This window comes from Flavobacterium cheniae (assembly GCF_004363695.1).
In the GTDB taxonomy this organism is placed as follows: Bacteria; Bacteroidota; Bacteroidia; order Flavobacteriales; family Flavobacteriaceae; genus Flavobacterium; species Flavobacterium cheniae.
The window spans coordinates 789,677-810,016 of the sequence record NZ_SNZC01000001.1 but is presented as its reverse complement, the minus strand read 5'-3'; the positions used below and the strand labels follow the sequence as shown (position 1 = coordinate 810,016).

The window sequence follows — 20,340 nt, the reverse complement described above, 5'->3', positions numbered from 1 at the left end:
AAGTATTATTCTAAAATTATTTTTTCAGTTGTAATGTTCGGAATTGTATCTACTTTCTTGAAATAATCAATCATCATATTTCGAAGTTTGTATTCCATGTCAAATTTGATTTTACTTTCTTTAAAAAAAGTCATGTTATCGCCTCCATTCGCTAAATAATCAGAAGTTCCCACATAATAAATTCGATTTTCATCCAATGGTTTATTGTTGATTTCAATCTTGTTTATCTTTAAAGTTGACTTATCAATGTAAATTTTCATTCCGTATAACGGATGCGGTTTCTTTTCTTTAATGATGTATTCGGCTAACGTTTTAATTTCTTTTCCGGTAAGTCCTACAATGATTAGGCTATTTTCAAAAGGCATTACTTCAAAAGCAGTTCTTGTAGTAACATCTCCTTTAGGAATAACCGCTCTTATGCCTCCATGATTGAGTAAACAAAGATTAATAGTTTTGTTTTCTCTTTTTTGAAAAACTGGATTTCCAAGTTCGAAAGTAATTTCGGCTAATAAGTTTCCGATATTCGATTGCCAAGTTCCTTTGCTTTTGTCTTGTGTTTCAGGACAATAAGCCAATACACTATTTAAGTCTTTATTGATGTTATCACTATAAGGTTTTACATAAGTTGCAATGGCTTGGTTTTCACCTTTATCATTGGTTACACCTATTTTTTTTCCTTCAATTTTTGTGGTTTGATAGGAAGAAGTTGATTTACAGGATATAATAAGATTAAATGTTAATAATATAACAAAAAATCGAAAATATATTGTATTCTTTTTTACATTTACAAGCATAACAAAAGCTTAAATTTTTAATTTTGTCGAATAGGTAAAAATACTATGTTTTATAATATTATAAAGAACTTTTTTCTTAAAAAAAATGTTACTAAAAAGTTAGCAACTCAAAATTCGTATGGTTCAAACGATAAAGTGTTGACGGTTGGAATTTTAGTTGATGAATCTTATTTCTCAGAAACAGCTGAATTAGTTAAAAGAATAGCTTCGCAAGGAATTGATGGTAGCAATATTTCGATATTAGTTTATAAAGATAAAATCAAGAAAAAAGAAGAAATTAACGAGCCTTTTTTATCCTTAAAGAATATTTCACTTTCTGGCGAAATCAATAAAAAAGAAGTCAATGATTTTATAGAAACTCCTTTCGACTTGTTAGTGAATTATTATGATGTGAATAAAAGCGGACTTTTGTTGTTGTCAACCAAATCAAAAGCTAAATTTAAAGTAGGCTTTGATACAGTTGATAAAAGAGTGAATCATTTCATTATAAAATCACTTGTTGAAAATTATAATGAGTTTGTTTTAGAACTGTTTAAGTATTTGAAAATTTTAAATAAAATATAAAAAATGCAATCATTTATTGGTACAGGTGTTGCTTTAGTTACGCCATTTAAAAAAGATCTTTCGGTTGATGTTGAAGCGTTGGCTAGAATTGTAAATTATGTTGTTGAAGGTGGAGTAGAGTATTTGGTAGTTTTAGGAACTACAGCAGAATCAGCAACTTTATCGCAAGATGAAAAAGAATTGGTTATTGATACTATTATTAAAGCCAATGCAGGAAGATTGCCTTTGGTTTTAGGAGTTGGAGGAAACAATACTCATAAAGTAGTTGAAGAATTGAAAACTAGAGATTTTTCTCATTTCTCAGCAATTTTATCAGTTTCTCCATATTATAACAAACCAACACAAGAAGGTATTTACCAACATTTCAAAGCGGTTGCAGAAGCGTCTCCAATTCCAGTGATTTTATACAATGTACCTGGAAGAACCGCAAGTAACATGTTGCCATCTACAGTAATTAGAATTGCAAATGATTTCAAAAATGTAATCGGAATCAAAGAAGCTGCGGGTGATATTGTACAAGCAATGAAATTAATCCAAACAAAACCAGAAGGATTTTTAGTGATTTCTGGAGACGATATGATAACATTACCAATGGTTTTAGCCGGTGGAGCAGGAGTGATTTCTGTAATTGGTGAAGGTTTTCCAAAGGAATTCTCTGAAATGGTTCGTTTAGGATTGCAAAGAAAAGTGGACGAAGCTTATAAATTACACTATTTACTATCGGATAGTATCGATATGATTTTTGAGCAAGGAAATCCAGGTGGAATTAAAGAAGTCTTTAAAGCATTAGGTTTGTCTGAAAATACAGTAAGATTACCACTTGTAAATGTAAATGAAGATTTAGCAACAAGATTGCATAATTTTACTCGTAAATTAAGTTAAAAAAAGATTTTTGTAGTAAACAAATAATGTCTAAATTTGCAGTTGCTTTTTTAGACTTCTAAAGTATTGAATTTTAAGAAAGATTAAATTTAAATAAATGAACAAAGTAGTTAGTTTTCTTTTTATTGCATTTTTATTGATTTCGTGTAGTGAGTATCAAAAGGCTTTAAAATCAGATGATGTTGCAATAAAAAATGAAGCAGCAAATAAAATGTATGAAGCTGGAAAGTATGTAAAAGCTATTAGATTATACGAGCAAATAGCTCCAGCTTACAAAGGAAAACCAAACGCTGAGCGTATGTTTTATTTTTATTCAATGTCTTTGTATAAATCTAAACAATATTATTTGGCGGGTTATCAATTAGAAAATTTTGTAGCAAGTTACCCTAAAAGTGAAAAAAGAGAAGAAGCCGCTTTTTTTGCAGCTGAGTGCTTTTATAAATTATCACCAGAATATAGTTTAGATCAAACAGATACTAACAAAGCATTAGATAAAATGCAACGTTTTATTGATATATATCCTGAATCTCAATTTTTACCTCAAGCAAATGTTTATGTTAAAGAATTAAGAGAAAAACTTGAGAAAAAAGCATTTGAAATCGCTAAGCAGTATAATACAATTTCTGATTTTAAAGGAGCTTTAAAAGCTTTTGAAAATTTCTTAGCGGATTATCCAGGAACACCTTTTAAAGAGCAAGCTTTATTTTACAGATTTGATTCTGCATATAAATTAGCAATTAATAGTGTTGAATCAAAAAAACAAGAACGTTTAACTTATGCTAAGAACACATATTCAAATTTAATTAAGCATAACGCTCAAACAGAATACAAAGATAAAGCTGATAAAATGTTAGCTGAAGTGGAACAAGAATTACAAAAATATACTAAATAAAAAGTAAATCATGGATTTAAAGAAAACAAATGCTCCTGTAAATACTATTACTTACAACAAAAGTAAATTAGAAGAGCCTACTGGAAACATTTATGAAGCGATTACTATCATGGCAAAACGCGCTAATCAAATCAATACTGAAATTAAAAAAGAATTGATTGAAAAATTAGAAGAGTTTGCTACTTACAATGATAGTTTAGAAGAAGTTTTTGAGAACAAAGAACAAATCGAAGTTTCAAAATTCTATGAAAAATTACCTAAACCACATGCTTTAGCAGTACAAGAGTGGGAAGAAGGTAAAATCTATTACAGAGAAGCTAAATAAATCAATATGTCTGTTTTAAGCGGTAAAAAAATCTTGCTAGGTGTATCTGGTGGTATAGCTGCTTATAAAACAGCCAACTTGGTTAGACTATTCATAAAAGCAGGTGCACAAGTACAAGTTGTAATGTCGCCTGCTTCTTTGCATTTTGTTACGCCACTAACTTTAGCTACACTTTCTAAAAATCCAGTGTATTCTACTTTTTATAACGAAGAAGAAGCAACTGGAGAATGGAATAATCACGTTGAGTTAGGATTATGGGCAGATTTAATGCTTGTGGCTCCAGCTACAGCCAATACACTTTCTAAAATGGCAAATGGGAATTGCGATAATTTACTTATAGCAACTTATTTGTCTGCAAAATGTCCGGTTTACTTTGCACCTGCAATGGATTTGGATATGTACAAACATCCTTCTACTTTAGATAGTTTTCACAAACTTAAATCGTTTGGAAACATAATAATTCCTGCCGAAAGTGGAGAATTAGCTAGTGGTTTATCTGGTGAAGGAAGAATGGCAGAACCTGAAAATATAGTTACTTTCCTTGAAAACGACTTATTAGAAAAACTACCACTTAAAGGGAAGAAGATATTAATTACGGCTGGTCCAACATATGAAGCAATAGATCCTGTTCGTTTTATTGGAAATCATTCTTCCGGTAAAATGGGATTTGATATCGCAAATGAAGCAGCTAATAAAGGGGCTGAAGTGATTCTAGTATCTGGTCCAACACATTTTAACGTGCAAAACTCTTCGATTAAATTGATTCGAGTAACATCAGCTCAAGATATGTATGATGCTTGTCATGAATACTACAATAACGTTGATGTCGCTATTTCAGCGGCAGCAGTTGCAGATTATCGCCCAAAAAATGTTGCCGACCAGAAAATAAAAAAGAATGAAGCAACGTTCTCTATAGAGTTAGAAAAAACAAAAGATATTTTGGCTTCTCTTGGCGAACAAAAGAAAAAACAGTTTTTAATTGGATTTGCATTGGAAACAGAGAATGAAATTGAACATGCAAAGCAAAAAATCCAGAAAAAAAACTTAGATTTGATTGTTTTAAATTCGTTAAATGATAAAGGTGCAGGTTTTGGTTTACCAACAAACAAAGTGACTTTTATTTCAAAAGACTTTATTGTTGAACCTAAAGAATTAAAATCAAAAGAAGAAGTAGCTCAGGATATTATTAATAAAGTAATTCAATTTTATGATGCGTAAAGTATTTGTATTAGTAGTTTTCTTGTTTTCGTTAGTGAATGTATTTTCACAAGAGTTGAATGCTACCGTTTCAGTAAATTTTCAACAAGTTGCTAATGGAAATCCTCAATTATTTAAAAATTTAGAAACTCAGGTTAAAGAATTTTTAAACACAACCAAATGGACTACGAAAGAATATACTGATGTAGAAAAAATTGAATGTAATTTTTTTATAAATGTAAACTCATTTGGTTCAAATAATTTTGAGGCTACTCTTCAGGTTCAGTCTTCAAGACCTGTTCATAATTCTACTTTGTCTTCACCAATTTTAAATATAAATGATAAAAATTTTTCGTTTCGATTTATCGAATTTGAAAATTTAATTTATGATCCAAATACGTTTAATTCAAATTTGGTTTCAGTTTTGGCTTTCTACTCTAATTTAATAATCGGATTAGATCAAGATACTTTTTCGGAATTAGGTGGCTCTGAATATTACCAAATTGCATCAAATATCGTCAATGTAGCTCAAACAAGTGGATTTAAAGGATGGAATCAATCGGAAGGAAACAATAACAATCGTAATTTTCTAATTTCAGATATTTTATCAAACACTTTTGCTCCATTCAGACAATCGCTTTATCAATACCACAGAATGGGAATGGATTTAATGTCAGATGATGTAAAAAAAGGTAAAGAAGGAGTTGTTAAAGGTATTAATACCTTAGCTGAAGTTCAAAAAATACGTCCAAATGCTTTGTTGACCCGAACTTTTTTTGATGCAAAAACTGATGAAATTGTATCAATTTTTAGTGGTGGACCAAGAGTTAATGTTGCTCCTTTAGTAGAAACTTTAAATAGAATTTCTCCATTAAATTCTCAACAGTGGAGTAAAATTAAATAATACTTCATTTAATATATTATTTATGTTGCTTTCACTTTCCATAAAAAATTATGCGTTAATCGAATCGCTTGAAACTGATTTTTCCAATCAGTTTTCTGTTATTACAGGAGAAACTGGAGCAGGTAAATCGATTCTTTTAGGTGCTTTAGGTTTGGTTTTAGGTAATAGAGCCGATTTGACTTCATTGAAAGATAAAGAACAAAAATGCATTATTGAAGCACAATTTGCTATTTCTAACTATAATCTTCAATCTTTTTTTGATGAAAATGATATGGATTATGAAGATAAAACCATCATCAGAAGAGAAATTTTACCTTCAGGAAAGTCACGTGCTTTTATAAACGATAGTCCAGTAAATCTCCAAGAGTTACAAGAATTAGGTGCAATGTTGTTAGATATTCATTCCCAACACCAAACGCGCGAACTTACAGAAGAAAATTATCAAATAGATATTTTAGATGCTGTTGCCAATAACGGAAATAATGTAATTGCTTATAAAAATGCTTTATCTGATTTCAAATCGACTCAAAAAGAGTTGAAACAATTGATTTTAGAAAAAGAAGCTTTGGTTAAGGAATATGAATACAATTCGTATTTGTTAAACGAACTTTTAGCAGCCAATTTAGTTGAAGGTGAACAAGAAGAGTTAGAACAAGAATTGGAACAATTAAGTAATGTTGAGTTCATAAAAGAAAATTTTGAACGAATTTTAGCTATTGCCAATGAAGAGCAAGTTGGAGCAATAATGAATTTGAAAGAAATTAAAGTTTCACTTCAAAAAATAGCTATTTTTTCAATTCAATATGCGCAATTGCAAGAAAGATTGACAAGTAGTTTGTTGGAAATTGAAGACATTGTTTCAGAATGTGAACAAAATAACGAAAAGATTTTAGCCGATCCAGAACGATTAGAATTAGTCAATACCAAATTGCAATCTATTTATAATTTACAGAAGAAACACCAAGTGCAAACTGTTGCTGAATTATTGGTAATTCAAAATGAATTGGATGCAAAGGTTATTCGTGTTGATGATTTAGACGGCGCTATTCAAAAATTACAGACAGAATTAAATAGTCAACAAGCCAAAGTTGATGAATTAGCAAACACTGTTTTTGAAAACAGAAAGAAAACGGCTCCAATCTTAATTGAAAAAATCAAAGCGATTTTATCTCAATTAGGAATGGTAGAATCCAATTTTCAAATTGAAATTAATCACACCGATTCATATTATCCAAAAGGAAAAGACGAAGTAATTTTGCTATTTTCAGCAAACAAAGGAACTAGTTTTGGATTACTAAAAAAAGTAGCTTCAGGTGGAGAAATGTCGCGTATCATGTTGGCGATAAAAGCCATTTTAGCTAATTATTCCAAACTTCCTACCATTATTTTTGATGAGATTGACACTGGAGTTTCTGGTGAAATCGCAATTAAAATGGGAGAAATTATGAAAGAAATGAGTACTACGATGCAAGTATTTGCAATTACTCATTTGCCACAAATTGCGGCTAAAGGAAGTTCGCACTATAAAGTATCAAAACGAAACCAAGGCGATACTACGATTTCAGAATTAAATCTGTTAACCTCAGAAGAAAGAATTCAACAAATTGCCGAAATGTTATCAGGCAAAGATATAACCGATTCAGCTTTACAACATGCAAAAGCTTTGCTTAATTAATTTTTTAAAGTACTTTTGTTATAGAAATAAAACAACAACAAACCAATATAAAAAAAGAATAAGATGATTATAGAACCAAGAATGCGAGGATTTATTTGTTTAACAGCCCATCCAAAAGGTTGTGAGCAAAATGTAAAAAATCAAATTGAATATGTAAAATCTAAAGGAAAAATAAACGGACCTAAAAGAGTATTAGTTATTGGTGCTTCTACTGGATTTGGTTTAGCTTCAAGAATTACAAGTGCATTTGGTTCTGATGCTGCTACAATTGGTGTGTTTTTTGAAAAAGCTCCATCTGAAGGTAAAACAGCTTCTCCAGGTTGGTACAATTCTGCAGCATTTGAAGTAGAGGCTGAAAAAGCAGGATTGTATGCTAAAAGCATTAATGGTGATGCATTCTCAAATGAAGTAAAACAACAAACAATCGATATGATTAAAGCTGATTTAGGTCAGATTGATTTAATCATTTATAGTTTGGCATCTCCAGTGCGTCAACATCCGGTTACAGGTGTTTTACACCGTTCTACTTTAAAACCTATTGGAAGTACTTTTACTAATAAAACAGTAGACTTCCATACTGGAAATGTTACGCAAGTTTCAATTGAACCAGCTAATCAAGAAGACATTGATAACACTGTTGTTGTTATGGGTGGAGAAGATTGGGCAATGTGGGTAGATGCAATGAAAAACGCAGGTGTTTTAGCAGAAGGAGCAACTACAATTGCTTATTCTTACATAGGACCTGAAGTTACAGAAGCGGTTTATAGAAAAGGAACTATCGGAAGAGCAAAAGATCATTTAGAAGCTACTGCTTTTGAAATTACTGAGAAATTAAAAGATATCAACGGAAAAGGTTATGTTTCAGTTAATAAAGCATTAGTAACTCAGGCAAGTTCAGCTATTCCTGTAATTCCATTATATATTTCATTATTATATAAAATCATGAAAGCAGAAGGAATTCATGAAGGTTGTATTGAACAAATCCAACGTTTATACTCCGATAGATTGTATACAGGAAATGCAGTTCCAACCGATGATAAAGGAAGAATTCGTATTGATGATTGGGAAATGAGAGCTGATGTACAAGAAAGAATAGCTAAATTGTGGTTAGAATCAACTACAGAGTCTTTAGTTGAATTAGGTGATTTAGCTGGATATAAACAAGATTTCTTAAACTTATTTGGATTTGGTTTTGATGGTGTAGATTATCAAGCAGATACTAACGAAATGGTAATGGTGCCAAGTATTAAATAATAACACATTCTACATAAAAAATGTTATAAAACCCTGACTATGTTAGGGTTTTTTGTTTTTAATCGATGCTTTTTGTTTTTCACCGATGTTTTTTGTTTAACTTTTTTTTGAAAATTTTTTTAACTTTTCGAGTATTATTAAATCGTTAAATTTGTTTCAACATAACACAAAAAAACATTATTTCATGAAAAAAATTACCTTATGGTTATTTGCTCTTTTAACCTGTTGGCAAGTAAATGCACAAACGTGTAGCCAAACCTTCACTGCAACAGGACAAGATGATGACCCAACAGTTTTAACAATTAATGCAGCAGACATAACTTGTTATGGAGCTAATCCATTAACTAGTTTAAGATTAATAAATCCAGCAGGAAGTTTAACTTCTGCTGATTGTAGTGCTGATGGTTCAGAGTGGTTTGGTTTTGATTTATCTGTAGATGGAGGTCCTATCATTACAGGTTGTGCAGCGGCTTTTAATAATTTGGATATCACAGGATTTACAACGCTTACCATTACTTCACATGATGATGATGTTTTCTCAGATGAAGTAACTATAACAATAGGTGTAGAAGCTACCTTCGTTCCTTTGACACCTCCATCTTGTGTTGCGGTTTCATCTCCTTTGAATGGAGCTATTAATGTAAGCTCAAGTGTTGTTTCATGGCCTGCAGCAGCAGGTGGTGCAACAGGTTATAGACTAAGTGTTGGATCATCATCTGGTGCAACAGATGTTTTAAATAATTTTGATGTTGGTAATGTGCTTTCTTATTCATTAACTGGTCTAGTAGGTGGATCAACATATTATGTGACTGTTTTTCCTTATAATGTTAACGGAGCAGCAACAGGATGTTTTGAAAGCAACTTCACAACATGCGATGTTTTTACAGTTCCTTTCCTAGAGACTTTTGATTCGACTTCATCTTCAGAATCTTGTTGGTCAGTTCTAAATGTAAATGGTGATGGGGATGCTTGGAATACTAGCTACGCTACTACACCAATTACAGGCAATGAATCTGCAAATATTAATACAGACTTTAATGGAGGTTTAAATGATGACTGGTTAATTTCTCCAAGAATTACTTTAACAGGTAATCAAAGATTGGTTTTCAAATATAAAGTTCAAAGTTCTTTTGAACCTAATGATTTTAGAGTAATGTTGTCAACAACAGGAAATGCTCCTGCTAATTTCACTACCGAATTAGCATCTTTAGCAAGTTATTCTAACACTGCACCTGCAACTATGGCTTTAGATTTGACTGGAGTTTCTGGTGATGTTTATTTTGCTTGGCATGTTCCTTCTGGAGGTCTTGATGGATGGAGAATTTATATTGATGATGTAGTAGTTGAGGATACTCCTGCGGTTGCACCGAGTTGTGTTGCAATTACTTCACCTGCAAATAATGCTGTTAATGTAATGAATTCAAATGTAACATGGGCTAGTGATTTAGATGCTACGGGCTACAGAATTAGTGTAGGTACAACTTCTGGAGCTACTGACGTTTTAAACAATTTTGATGTAGGTAATGTTTTATCATATTCATTCCCAACAGATGCTGGATCAACTTATTTTGTAACGGTTTTCCCATATAATACATTTGGACAAGCTACAGGTTGTACGGAAATTAATTTTACTACTTGTGACGCTTTAACAGTTCCTCATTTAGAGCAATTTGGTACTTTCTTACCAAGTTGTTGGCAAGCAGCTGATGGTGGTAATGTAACTACAGGACCAGCTACATTTGGAACTTCAAGTTGGGCTGCTGATGGTTTTGGAAATACTAGTGGAACTGGAGCTATTAAAATTAATATAGACTTTACAGGAGATAATGATTGGGTTATTTCTCCTGTTGTTAATATACCTGCTACTGGTTACGAATTAAAATTTGATGCCGCTGTTACTCAGTGGAATGGTACTGGAGCCCCAACAACTCCATGGGAAGCCGATGATTTTGTTGAAGTATTAGTATCAACAACTGGTTTAAATAACTGGACAGTTTTATACACATACAATAATACAAATGTACCTGCACCTACAGGGACAACAAATGTAATTAATCTTAATACTTATTTGGGTTCAGATGTTCGTTTTGCTTTTAGAGGAGTAGAAGGTGCAGCTAATGGTGGTGCAGATGTTGATTTCTTTATTGATAATTTTGAAATTAGATTAACTCCAGCTTCAGCACCAGTTTGTGCAACAAATGTTGTAGTAACACCAAATCCAACTTGTGGTAATTTTGCTAATGCTATTACATGGGATGCCGTTGCAGGAGCAGATGGTTACAACATAACTATTGGTACAACTACAGGTGGAAATAACATTGCAAATAATGTTAATTTAGGAAACGTATTGTCTTACTCTTTTAGTGGTAATGCTAATACAACATATTATTTTACAATTTCTCCATATAACGGTGTTGGTCCAGCAATAGGCTGTTCTGAAGTTTCATTTACAACAAGCTTAAATGCATGTTTTTGTTCACCAACTTACACTAATGGTGGTGGTGGTGATAATATTACTAATGTTGCAATTGGTGCATGGTCTAATGCTTCAACTGGAAATGTAAACCCTTATTATGAAGATTTCACTTTATCTCAACCAGCTACTATTGCAATTCCTAATTTAAGTGCGGGTACAACTGTAAGTTTAGCAGTAACAATGGGAACTGATGGTACCCAATTTAGTAGAGTTTGGATTGATTTTAACCAAAATACAACATTTGAGCCTTCAGAGTCTTTCTCTTTAGTTACTAATGCTGGAGGTTCAGGCACATCAAACATTAATATAACTATTCCTGGTGGAGCTACTTTAGGTCAAACTAGAATGAGAATTAGAGGAGGTGATGATTCAGCTATTACAAATACTCAGGCATGTGGACCTACAAATAGTACATGGGGACAAACAGAAGATTATTTTGTAAATATAATTGCAGCAACTTGTTCACCAGTTGTTGTAGCTTCTTCAACTCTTGTTGCTGATTGTGGAAATGCAGAATTCTCTGTTAATGTAGATGTAACTGCTTTAGGTGATGGAACGCCAGTAATTAGTGACGGAACAAACAATTGGCCTATTACAGCTACAGGAGTAATTACTGTTGGACCTTTTGCTGATGGTGCATCTGTAACTTTAACAGCATTACACGGAGTAGATAGTACTTGTAATTTACCTTTAGGGATTTTTACCAACATTTGTCCTCCTACAAATGACGCTTGTGTAGATGCAATTGCTGTTGATTGTGGAGATGTAGTTACTGGATCAACAGCTAACGGAGCTACTGATTCTGGAAGTAACGCTTCTGCTGACGTATGGTATTCTTATAATGGTGCAGCTGGAGATATTACAGTAAGTTTATGTACAAATACTTCTTTTGATACTTTGATTAGAGTATTTGATGCTTGTGGTGGAACAGAAATTATATCAAATGATGATTCATGTGGTTTACAATCATCAGCAACTTTTACAGCTGATGGAACTTCAACATATTATATAATGGTTGAAGGATTTGGAACAGCTACTGGTACATTTGAAATGACTGTAGCTTGTGTATTAAGTAATGAAGATTTTAATAACAATACTTTCACTGCTTATCCAAACCCAGTTAGAGATATTTTAAATATTTCTTATACATCTGAAATCTCTTCTGTAAGAGTTATCAATATGATAGGTCAGGAAGTAATTTCAAGAAATATTAATGCAACTTCAACTCAGGTTGATATGTCTGAATTAAGTGCTGGTACTTACATTGTAAATGTAACAGTAGGTGACTCAGTTAAAACTTTAAAAGTAGTTAAGCAATAAATATTAAATTGAGTTAATGATTAAAGTCCCGATTTATTCGGGACTTTTCTTTTTACTATCTTTTTTCCTAAGTGTTATTTTGCCCAAGGAATAAAGAACCTACATAGATTAGAAAACTACTATATAAAATCTTTAAAATTTATGTAGTTTTGTAAAAAAAATTAGATGTATTTTTCGTTTATAGTTCCGGTGTATAACCGACCAGATGAGATTGATGAATTGCTTGAAAGCTTAACTAAGTTTACATCTACTATTCCTTTTGAAGTAGTAATTGTAGAAGATGGTTCAACCATTCCTTGTCAGAATATAATTGAAAAGTATACTGATAAATTAACTATTTCCTATTACTTCAAACCAAATTCAGGTCCTGGTGATTCCCGCAATTACGGAATGAAAGTTGCCAAAGGTGATTATTTTATCATTTTAGATTCAGACTGTATTATTCCTCAAGATTATTTAACGCAAGTTCAGCAAAGTTTAGAGTCAGAATATGTAGATTGTTTTGGTGGTCCTGATGCTGCTTTGGACTCGTTTTCAGACATACAAAAAGCAATTAATTTTACCATGACCTCTTTCTTAACTACCGGAGGAATTAGAGGCGGAAGCGAAAAAGTAGATAAATTTCAACCTAGAAGTTTTAATATGGGATTATCTAAAAAGGCATTTGAAGCTTCAAACGGATTTGGAAATATCCACCCAGGTGAAGATCCCGATTTGTCTATCCGATTGTGGAATTTAGGTTTTAAAACCAAGTTAATCAAAAACGCATTTGTGTATCATAAAAGAAGAATCAGTTGGGAAAAATTCCAAATTCAAGTCAATAAATTTGGAAAAGCACGACCTATTCTAAATTCATGGTATCCAGAACATAAAAAAATCACATTTTGGTTTCCAAGCTTGTTTTTATTAGGATTTCTATTTTCTGTTTTAGTAGCTTTTTTTAATATCTACTTTTTTATCGGTTTGTATGGATTGTACTTTTTTATGCTTTTCATAAATTCACTACTAACCAATAAAAGTATCAAAATTGCGTTATATTCAGTATGGGCTGCGGTAATTCAGTTTTATGGTTATGGAAAGGGATTTTTACTTTCCTACTATAAAGTTGAGGTGTTAAAACAAGAGCCTCAAAAAGCATTTCCAGAGTTGTTTTTTAAGAAATAAGTTATGACAAAAATTATTGGTTTAACAGGTGGTATAGGAAGTGGAAAATCTACTGTAGCAAATTACATTGCTTCAAAAGGAATTCCAGTTTACATTGCCGATGATGAAGCCAAAAAAATAATGGAAAATGCAGATGTGAAACAAAGAATTCAAAATTTGTTTGATGAATCTGTTCTTAATGCTGATAAAACGTTAAATCGAAAAAAAATAGGCGAATTCGTTTTTAATAATCCAAGTAAATTAAAAGAATTAAATGCCATTGTACATCCCGAAGTACATAATCATTTCAAAAATTGGGTCAAAAAGCATGAAAAATTTCCTTTTGTAATTAAAGAAGTTGCTATTTTATTTGAAACAGGTGGAAATAAACAATGTGATAAAGTTATTTTAATTACTGCACCCGAAGAACTTAGGATTCAAAGAGCTATGAAACGCGATAATTTAACAAAAAAGGACATTTTAGTTAGAATTAATAATCAACTTCCTGAGGCAAAAAAGAAAGAATTGAGTGATTTTATCATAGAAAATATTGATTTAAGTAATACTTTCTTAAAAATTGACGAAATTCTTAAAATATTAGCAAAAACATAAAAATTTGTTCATATGTTAATCTTTGGTTAATGTATTTTAACAATAAATGTTAAAATGTTAAATTTGTTTCGATGAATAAATCAAGGTTTAGATTATTGGTCTTTTTAATGAGTTTGTCATTAATAGGAATCATTTTAGTTCAATTATATTGGATTTCTACTTCATTGGATAAAAATGAAGAGGAATTCAAGTATCATGTTCAGCAAGTTTTAGGGAATGTTTCCAACACGATAAAAGAAAAAGAGTTAGTTGCTTTCTATAATCACTACAATAAAATTATTGATAGTACAGGTAAAGTTCCACAAGAAGACGAATTAAAAGAAATTTATTTCTACGAACGCGATAAAAAAACAAATGAAACTATAATTTATACCAATACTTTAGTGGCAGAAAACTACGGTATAAACGGTTCGTTCTTTGATAAAAATGCTAATTCAGTTAATTTTGGAAACGTAGTTTCTAAGAGAAAAACAGAAATTTATAACGGGAACACATTAAATGATGGAAGTTTACAAATGCGTTCTTTTCCAGATGTTACTGTAAAAAAATCAGGTAGTGTTTCTAGTTTAGATAAAGCAAATTTTGAAGTAGCTTTTAAAGATGTCGTGTCTTTAAAACCCTTGCAAGAAAGAGTTTCAACTGAACAATTAGGAAAATATTTAAAAGCTGAACTCAATAAATATGGAGTAGAAACGCCATTTGAGTTTGGAATTTATAGTAACGGTTTAGCAACAAAAGTACGTTCAGAAGATTTTAAATACGACATCAATACCACATATGGAATTCCAGTTTTTCAAGACAATGAAGGACTTTCAAAGTATCAATTGTTAGTGAGTTTTCCTCATAAAAATAAATTCGTTTTTTCATCGTTGATTGGAATATCAAGTTTGTCTTTGTTGTTTACTTTGGTTATCGTTTTAACGTATTCAAGTGCTTTAAATCAGTTAATCAAACAAAAGCAAATTTCTGAAATCAAAACCGATTTCATTAATAACATGACACACGAGTTCAAAACGCCTATTGCTACAATAAATTTAGCTTTAGACGCTATTAAGAACCCTAAAATTATAGACGACAAGGAAAAGGTACAACGTTACCTTCAAATGATAAAAGAAGAAAACAAACGTATGCACGCTCAGGTGGAAAATGTGTTGCGAATTTCTAAATTAGAGAAAAATGAGTTAGACATTTCAAAAGAACCAAGAGATGTTACTGAAATTATAGAAGACGCAATTGAACATGTTAGTTTAATTGTAGAAGATAGAGAAGGCCAAGTTCACCAGCATTTTAATGCACAACGAAATACCATTCTTTTAAATGAAGTTCATTTTACCAATGTTTTGGTAAATATATTGGATAATGCGATTAAATATTCGCCAGCAGCTCCAATCATTGATGTGTTTACAGAAAATATTAAAGATTTTATTGTAATAAAAATTCAAGATCAAGGAGCAGGAATGAGTAAAGTGGCTCAAAAAAGAGTTTTTGAAAAATTTTACAGAGAACATACTGGTGATTTGCATAACGTAAAAGGGCATGGTTTAGGTTTGTCTTACGTAAAACAAATTGTAGAAGATCACAACGGACAAATTTTTGTTGAAAGTGAAAAAGGAAAGGGTAGTACCTTTATTATAAAATTGCCATTAATAAATTAAAATATACACACAATTACTATGGAAGCAAAGAAAATATTATTAGTTGAAGACGATCCCAATTTTGGCGCCGTACTTAAAGATTATTTAATGATAAATGATTTTGATGTTACGTTGGCAAAAAACGGAATGGAAGGATTTGAAAAATTTAAAAAAGATACTTTTGATTTATGCATCTTAGATGTTATGATGCCTTATAAAGATGGTTATACTTTAGCGAGAGAAATCCGTGAGAAAAACCAAGAAGTGCCAATCATCTTTTTAACTGCTAAAACGTTAAAAGAAGACGTTTTAAAAGGATATAAAGTAGGAGCAGACGATTATTTAAACAAACCGTTTGATTCGGAAGTACTTTTAATGAAAATTAAAGCGATTATCCAAAGAAAAGCATCAGAAGTAAAACCAGATACAACTAAATTTGAGTTCGAAATTGGTAAATTCCACTTAAACTCAAAATTACGTTTCTTAACTTTTCCAGGACAAGAACCAATTAAATTATCTCCAAAAGAGTGCGAATTATTAAAAATGTTAGCACTTCACGAAAATGATTTAATGCCAAGAGAATTAGCGTTAACCAAAATTTGGAGAGACGATAACTATTTCACTTCAAGAAGTATGGATGTTTACATCGCTAAATTGAGAAAATTCTTGAAACAAGATGAAAACGTAGAAATCTTAAACATTCACGGAGAAGGTTTTAGATTAGTAATCAAAAAATAACAAAAAAGTCCTGAGCAATCAGGACTTTTTTTATTCGTTTATTTCTAATGCGAAGCAAATTTTATCTTCTTTAGAAATCGTATAGGTATTTTCGTTTTTCGAAATGATAACTTCGTCATTTAAATTCAATTCCTTTAGGAAATTCATTTCAAAACCTTTTATGTGTTGTTTTAAAATGAACTTTTTATCCATTGTGTTCAGACACCATTCTAAGTATTTTACGTTGTTTGCATGATTTACAATATCTAAATCTGATAACTGAACTTTGTAATCTGTTATTTTTTCAAACGGAACATCTAAATTAATTCGTTGAACCGATTTTTCAGTTGCGCTGTGTTCTGGATATTTAATGAAATGTTCGTGTGGTAAAGCTAAATTTTCAGGTCTTCTGATTTGAGTATTTAAAACTGCCCAATACGTTTCGCAACCTGCTAATTTTTCATCACCTCGATACAATTCCAAACAACGAGTTGAACGCGAATTTTCCAATGATTTTATCCAAGTTTTTACGGTAACTTTCTCTTTCCATTTCGGTAAACTGATAATTTCCAAACGCATTTTACTCATTACCCAAGCCTGGTGATGTTCTTGCATATCACTAAAACTAATTCCACCTAAATCGGCATGAATTCCGGCTGTGATTTGAAAAATATTGCATAAATCGGTATATTTCAACAAACCATTTGGATAGCATTGTAAAAAGTTGATTTCGTATTCTTGTTCTAAGATGGAAGTAAAGTTGGGTGAAATGGGCATTTTTATAGTTTTTGAATCTGTGATTCTATTATTGTAATAATCTCTTTTCTATTAGTCAAATAATCAAACCAACTCACATTTTCAGTTCGTTTAAACCAGGTAATTTGGCGTTTAGCAAAGCGGCGTGTGTTCATTTTGATTTGTTCGATGGCGAAATCCAATGTTGTTTTTCCATCAAAATAATCGAATAATTCTCTGTAACCAACGGTTTGTAACGCATTTAAATGTTTGTTTGGATACAATGCTTGCGCTTCGGCTAAAAGTCCTTCATTTAGCATAATATCAACGCGTTGGTTGATTCTGTTGTACATGATTTCTCTGTCGGCTTCTAAACCGATGATAATAGGAGTGAAGTTTATCACATTTTTTCGTTTTCCAATAAAACTCGAATACGGTTTTCTACTTCCAATACAAACTTCTACAAAGCGTTTCATACGTTGTGGATTTTGTAACGTTTGCGGATTTTCTGATTGTAATTTTTGGTAATATTCCGAATCTAATTCTTGTAATTGTTGTTGTAAATATTCGATTCCTAAACTATCAAATTTTGCATTTATTTCATCTCTAACTGAGTTATCAATATCAGGAAAATCATCAAATCCTTTCAAAACCGCTTCCACATACAAACCAGAACCACCGACCATAATTTGAATGTTGTTTTTCTGAAATAATTCGTCCAATTTAGCTAAAGCTTCTTGTTCAAAATCTCCAACAGAATAAGATTCAAAAATCGATTTATTTTGAATAAAATGATGTTGTGCCGCAGCTAATTCTTCATCACTTGGAACAGCCGTACCAATTTTCATTTCTTTAAAAAACTGACGGCTATCGCACGAAATAATATCGCAACCAAAATGTTGTGCTAAAGCAATACTTAGCGCCGTTTTTCCGATGGCTGTTGGCCCGATAATAGTGATTAGGTAATTCATTTTATAATTCGTGTCCGCAATCTTGACAAAACTTCGCGTTTACATAATGTTCGTGACTTCCACAATTTTGACACACTTTGGTTTCACTTTCTTTTACAGTTGGTTTGTTTTTAGCAAATTCTGCAGAGACAATTCCGGTAGGAACCGCGATAATTCCGTAACCCATTATCATTACAAACGATGCTAAAAATTGACCGAGTGGCGTAACGGGTGAAATATCTCCATAACCAACGGTTGTTAAAGTTACAATTGCCCAATAAATCCCCATTGGAATACTTGTAAATCCGCTTGCTTCTCCTTCAACAACATACATTACAGAACCAATAATTATGGTGCTAATTAACATAAAATACATGAAAATCAATATTTTGCCTCGACTAGCAATTAATGATTCTTTTAAATGTGTAGATTGATTATTGAATTGGGGATGATTTAAAATCTTGAATAATCGTAACAATCGTAATGCTCTAATTACTGCAAATACACTGGTTCCAGTAATGAAAAAGGATAAATACATAGGTAAAATCGCAATCAAATCGATGATTCCGTAGAAACTCAAAACGTAATTGATTGGTTTTTTGATGGTAATAATTCGTAAAATGTATTCTAAAGTAAAAAATACAGTAATTACCCATTCAAAAAATACTAAATAAGCGTGATATTTTGCATCAAATCCTTTTACGGTTTCTAGCATTACTAATACAACACTTAGTAAAATTAAGCCTAACAAAATTAAATCAAAAAGTCGACCAGCTACTGTATTAGTGCCGTAGATGATAATGTGGGCTTTTTGTTTAAAATTTTCGTATTTTGACTTAATTTCACTCATAACAACAAAATTAAGCAATTAAAACTTAATTACTTTGTAAACCTTGTTTTTGCGTAAATAGCTTTGAATAATCGTTTTAATATCCCTATTATGTTGCATTGGAATAATGATGTTTTTCAAAATATCGATGTTCGTAATCTGATAATTTAATTCGTAAAAGCAATAGCCTTTGTAAACACCATTTTCAATTAATACGGCACTTCTTTCATCAAAAGTTCTACCGCGATCAATGATAATCATATTGTTGTTTTCAAAAGCGTTTTCCTCTATAAATTCGGTTACTCTTTCGTTATAACTTTCTGGAGTTTCTTCGCAAATACAAGCACCATTGCATTCTTTTATTTTATGCTGAAAACAATCGTTTTTTGTGATGTATAAACCATTGATTTTCTGGCATAAATTGTGTTTTTCTGTAATTTTAAATAAAGCATTTCTTCCTTCTTGTAAGGTTGTGAAAGATGTAATTTCTTTTTTACGACCATCTGCTTTTTCAACACTTAAAGCTAAATAGCCTTCTTCATTTTTATGCATGTATAAGGCATATTGAAAAATGCTTTTACGTTGCGCTCTATTATAAATTGGCTTATTGATTTTAATTTCTTCACTTTCTTTCAAAAGTGCAATTAACTCGCTTCCGGTTTCTTCAACTGTGACAGCAAATACATCGCGTTGTATTTTTTTACTTTTACTTGAAGTTCCTGTGAAATGTTGGTTGACGCGTTTTTTGATGTTTTTACTTTTACCAATGTAAATCAAATCGCCTTTCTCATTGTGTATGTAGTAAATTCCCGTTTTTGAAGGTAAATTTTCGACAATATCCAATAGTTTTGGAGAAATTCCTGATTTGATTTCCGTCTTAATAAAACTTTTTACGATTTCTTTTTCAACGTCTTTTACCATCAACATTTTAAACAACTTTACAGTTGCCATGGCATCACCACTAGCTCTGTGACGATCTGCCATAGGAATTCCTAAAGCACGAACTAATTTTCCTAAACTATACGATTCTTGTTCTGGAATTAACTTTTTAGCTAATTCAACAGTACAAAGCGTTTGCTTTTTAAAATCGTAACCCAAACGTCGGAATTCGGTTTTTAAAATACGATAATCGAATGAAGCGTTGTGTGCTACAATAACGCAACCTTCAGTAATTTCGATAATTCTTTTAGCAACTTCATAGAATTTTGGAGCACTTCGAAGCATGGCATTGTTAATCCCAGTCAATTTCACCACAAAAGGTTGAATTGGCTTTTCAGGATTGACCAAACTAATGAATTGGTCCACTACCTCATGACCATCAAATTTATAAATGGCGATTTCGGTAATTCCTTCTTCATTGAATTGGCCTCCAGTGGTTTCTATGTCGAGTATACAGTACAAGTTAGTAAATAGTGATTGGTAATTAGTGAATAGTTT

The 20,340-nt window shown here is 31.6% G+C and carries 18 protein-coding genes; 13 read left to right on the top strand and 5 right to left on the bottom strand.

Annotated elements, in window-relative coordinates; translation table 11 throughout:
* Window positions 1-5 precede the first annotated feature (5 nt).
* Window positions 6-794 (bottom strand): 5'-nucleotidase C-terminal domain-containing protein, encoded by a 789-nt coding sequence (locus C8D80_RS03895; protein ID WP_133607561.1) that lies wholly within the window; start codon window positions 792-794, stop codon window positions 6-8.
* Window positions 795-839: 45 nt separating this feature from the next.
* Here C8D80_RS03895 and C8D80_RS03890 point away from each other — a divergent pair, with 45 nt between their 5' ends.
* The 13 genes from C8D80_RS03890 (at window position 840) to C8D80_RS03830 (ending at window position 16,410) form a co-directional block, all read left to right on the top strand.
* Entirely contained in the window at window positions 840-1,358 is a 519-nt protein-coding gene (locus C8D80_RS03890; protein WP_133607559.1) for a DUF6913 domain-containing protein, read from the top strand.
* Between the two features lie 3 nt (window positions 1,359-1,361).
* A complete protein-coding gene (gene dapA / locus C8D80_RS03885) occupies window positions 1,362-2,240 on the top strand; it encodes a 4-hydroxy-tetrahydrodipicolinate synthase (protein ID WP_133607557.1) in 879 nt (292 codons plus the stop codon).
* Window positions 2,241-2,337: 97 nt separating this feature from the next.
* Window positions 2,338-3,132 (top strand): outer membrane protein assembly factor BamD, encoded by a 795-nt coding sequence (locus tag C8D80_RS03880; RefSeq protein ID WP_133607555.1) that lies wholly within the window; start codon window positions 2,338-2,340, stop codon window positions 3,130-3,132.
* Between the two features lie 10 nt (window positions 3,133-3,142).
* Window positions 3,143-3,457 (top strand): DNA-directed RNA polymerase subunit omega, encoded by a 315-nt coding sequence (locus tag C8D80_RS03875; protein ID WP_026726592.1) that lies wholly within the window; start codon window positions 3,143-3,145, stop codon window positions 3,455-3,457.
* 6 nt (window positions 3,458-3,463) lie between these two features.
* Window positions 3,464-4,675: a bifunctional phosphopantothenoylcysteine decarboxylase/phosphopantothenate--cysteine ligase CoaBC gene (gene coaBC, locus C8D80_RS03870; RefSeq protein WP_133607553.1), complete on the top strand. Its 1,212-nt coding sequence runs from the start codon at window positions 3,464-3,466 to the stop codon at window positions 4,673-4,675.
* Complete coding sequence (gene porD / locus C8D80_RS03865) at window positions 4,665-5,558, top strand: type IX secretion system protein PorD (protein WP_133607551.1); 894 nt, start codon at window positions 4,665-4,667, stop codon at window positions 5,556-5,558. The genes coaBC and porD overlap by 11 nt, the downstream gene beginning before the upstream one ends.
* Before the next feature lie 22 nt (window positions 5,559-5,580).
* On the top strand, window positions 5,581-7,233 hold the full coding sequence (gene recN, locus C8D80_RS03860) for a DNA repair protein RecN (RefSeq protein ID WP_133607549.1): 1,653 nt from the start codon (window positions 5,581-5,583) through the stop codon (window positions 7,231-7,233).
* A 63-nt stretch (window positions 7,234-7,296) separates the two neighbouring features.
* Complete coding sequence (gene fabV / locus C8D80_RS03855; protein WP_133607547.1) at window positions 7,297-8,487, top strand: enoyl-ACP reductase FabV; 1,191 nt, start codon at window positions 7,297-7,299, stop codon at window positions 8,485-8,487.
* Window positions 8,488-8,671: 184 nt separating this feature from the next.
* Complete coding sequence (locus C8D80_RS03850; RefSeq protein ID WP_133607545.1) at window positions 8,672-12,283, top strand: T9SS-dependent choice-of-anchor J family protein; 3,612 nt, start codon at window positions 8,672-8,674, stop codon at window positions 12,281-12,283.
* 165 nt (window positions 12,284-12,448) lie between these two features.
* Window positions 12,449-13,447, top strand: a complete 999-nt coding sequence (locus tag C8D80_RS03845; RefSeq protein ID WP_133607542.1) for a glycosyltransferase — start codon at window positions 12,449-12,451, stop codon at window positions 13,445-13,447.
* 3 nt (window positions 13,448-13,450) lie between these two features.
* Entirely contained in the window at window positions 13,451-14,038 is a 588-nt protein-coding gene (gene coaE / locus C8D80_RS03840) for a dephospho-CoA kinase (RefSeq protein ID WP_133607540.1), read from the top strand.
* A gap of 71 nt (window positions 14,039-14,109) precedes the next feature.
* Window positions 14,110-15,693: a sensor histidine kinase gene (locus C8D80_RS03835; RefSeq protein ID WP_162845030.1), complete on the top strand. Its 1,584-nt coding sequence runs from the start codon at window positions 14,110-14,112 to the stop codon at window positions 15,691-15,693.
* Between the two features lie 18 nt (window positions 15,694-15,711).
* Window positions 15,712-16,410 (top strand): response regulator transcription factor, encoded by a 699-nt coding sequence (locus C8D80_RS03830; protein ID WP_133607538.1) that lies wholly within the window; start codon window positions 15,712-15,714, stop codon window positions 16,408-16,410.
* A gap of 30 nt (window positions 16,411-16,440) precedes the next feature.
* Here C8D80_RS03830 and C8D80_RS03825 read toward each other — a convergent pair whose 3' ends face one another.
* The 4 genes from C8D80_RS03825 to C8D80_RS03810 are packed head-to-tail and all read right to left on the bottom strand — an operon-like array spanning window position 16,441 to window position 20,304.
* Window positions 16,441-17,166 (bottom strand): acyl-[acyl-carrier-protein] thioesterase, encoded by a 726-nt coding sequence (locus tag C8D80_RS03825; protein ID WP_133607536.1) that lies wholly within the window; start codon window positions 17,164-17,166, stop codon window positions 16,441-16,443.
* A 2-nt stretch (window positions 17,167-17,168) separates the two neighbouring features.
* The gene (miaA, locus tag C8D80_RS03820) at window positions 17,169-18,095 is read right to left on the bottom strand and encodes a tRNA (adenosine(37)-N6)-dimethylallyltransferase MiaA (RefSeq protein WP_133607534.1); all 927 of its coding nucleotides are present in this window, start codon (window positions 18,093-18,095) and stop codon (window positions 17,169-17,171) included.
* Window position 18,096: 1 nt separating this feature from the next.
* Window positions 18,097-18,924, bottom strand: a complete 828-nt coding sequence (locus C8D80_RS03815; protein WP_133607532.1) for an ion transporter — start codon at window positions 18,922-18,924, stop codon at window positions 18,097-18,099.
* 18 nt (window positions 18,925-18,942) lie between these two features.
* Window positions 18,943-20,304 (bottom strand): exonuclease domain-containing protein, encoded by a 1,362-nt coding sequence (locus tag C8D80_RS03810; RefSeq protein ID WP_133607530.1) that lies wholly within the window; start codon window positions 20,302-20,304, stop codon window positions 18,943-18,945.
* Window positions 20,305-20,340 lie beyond the last annotated feature (36 nt).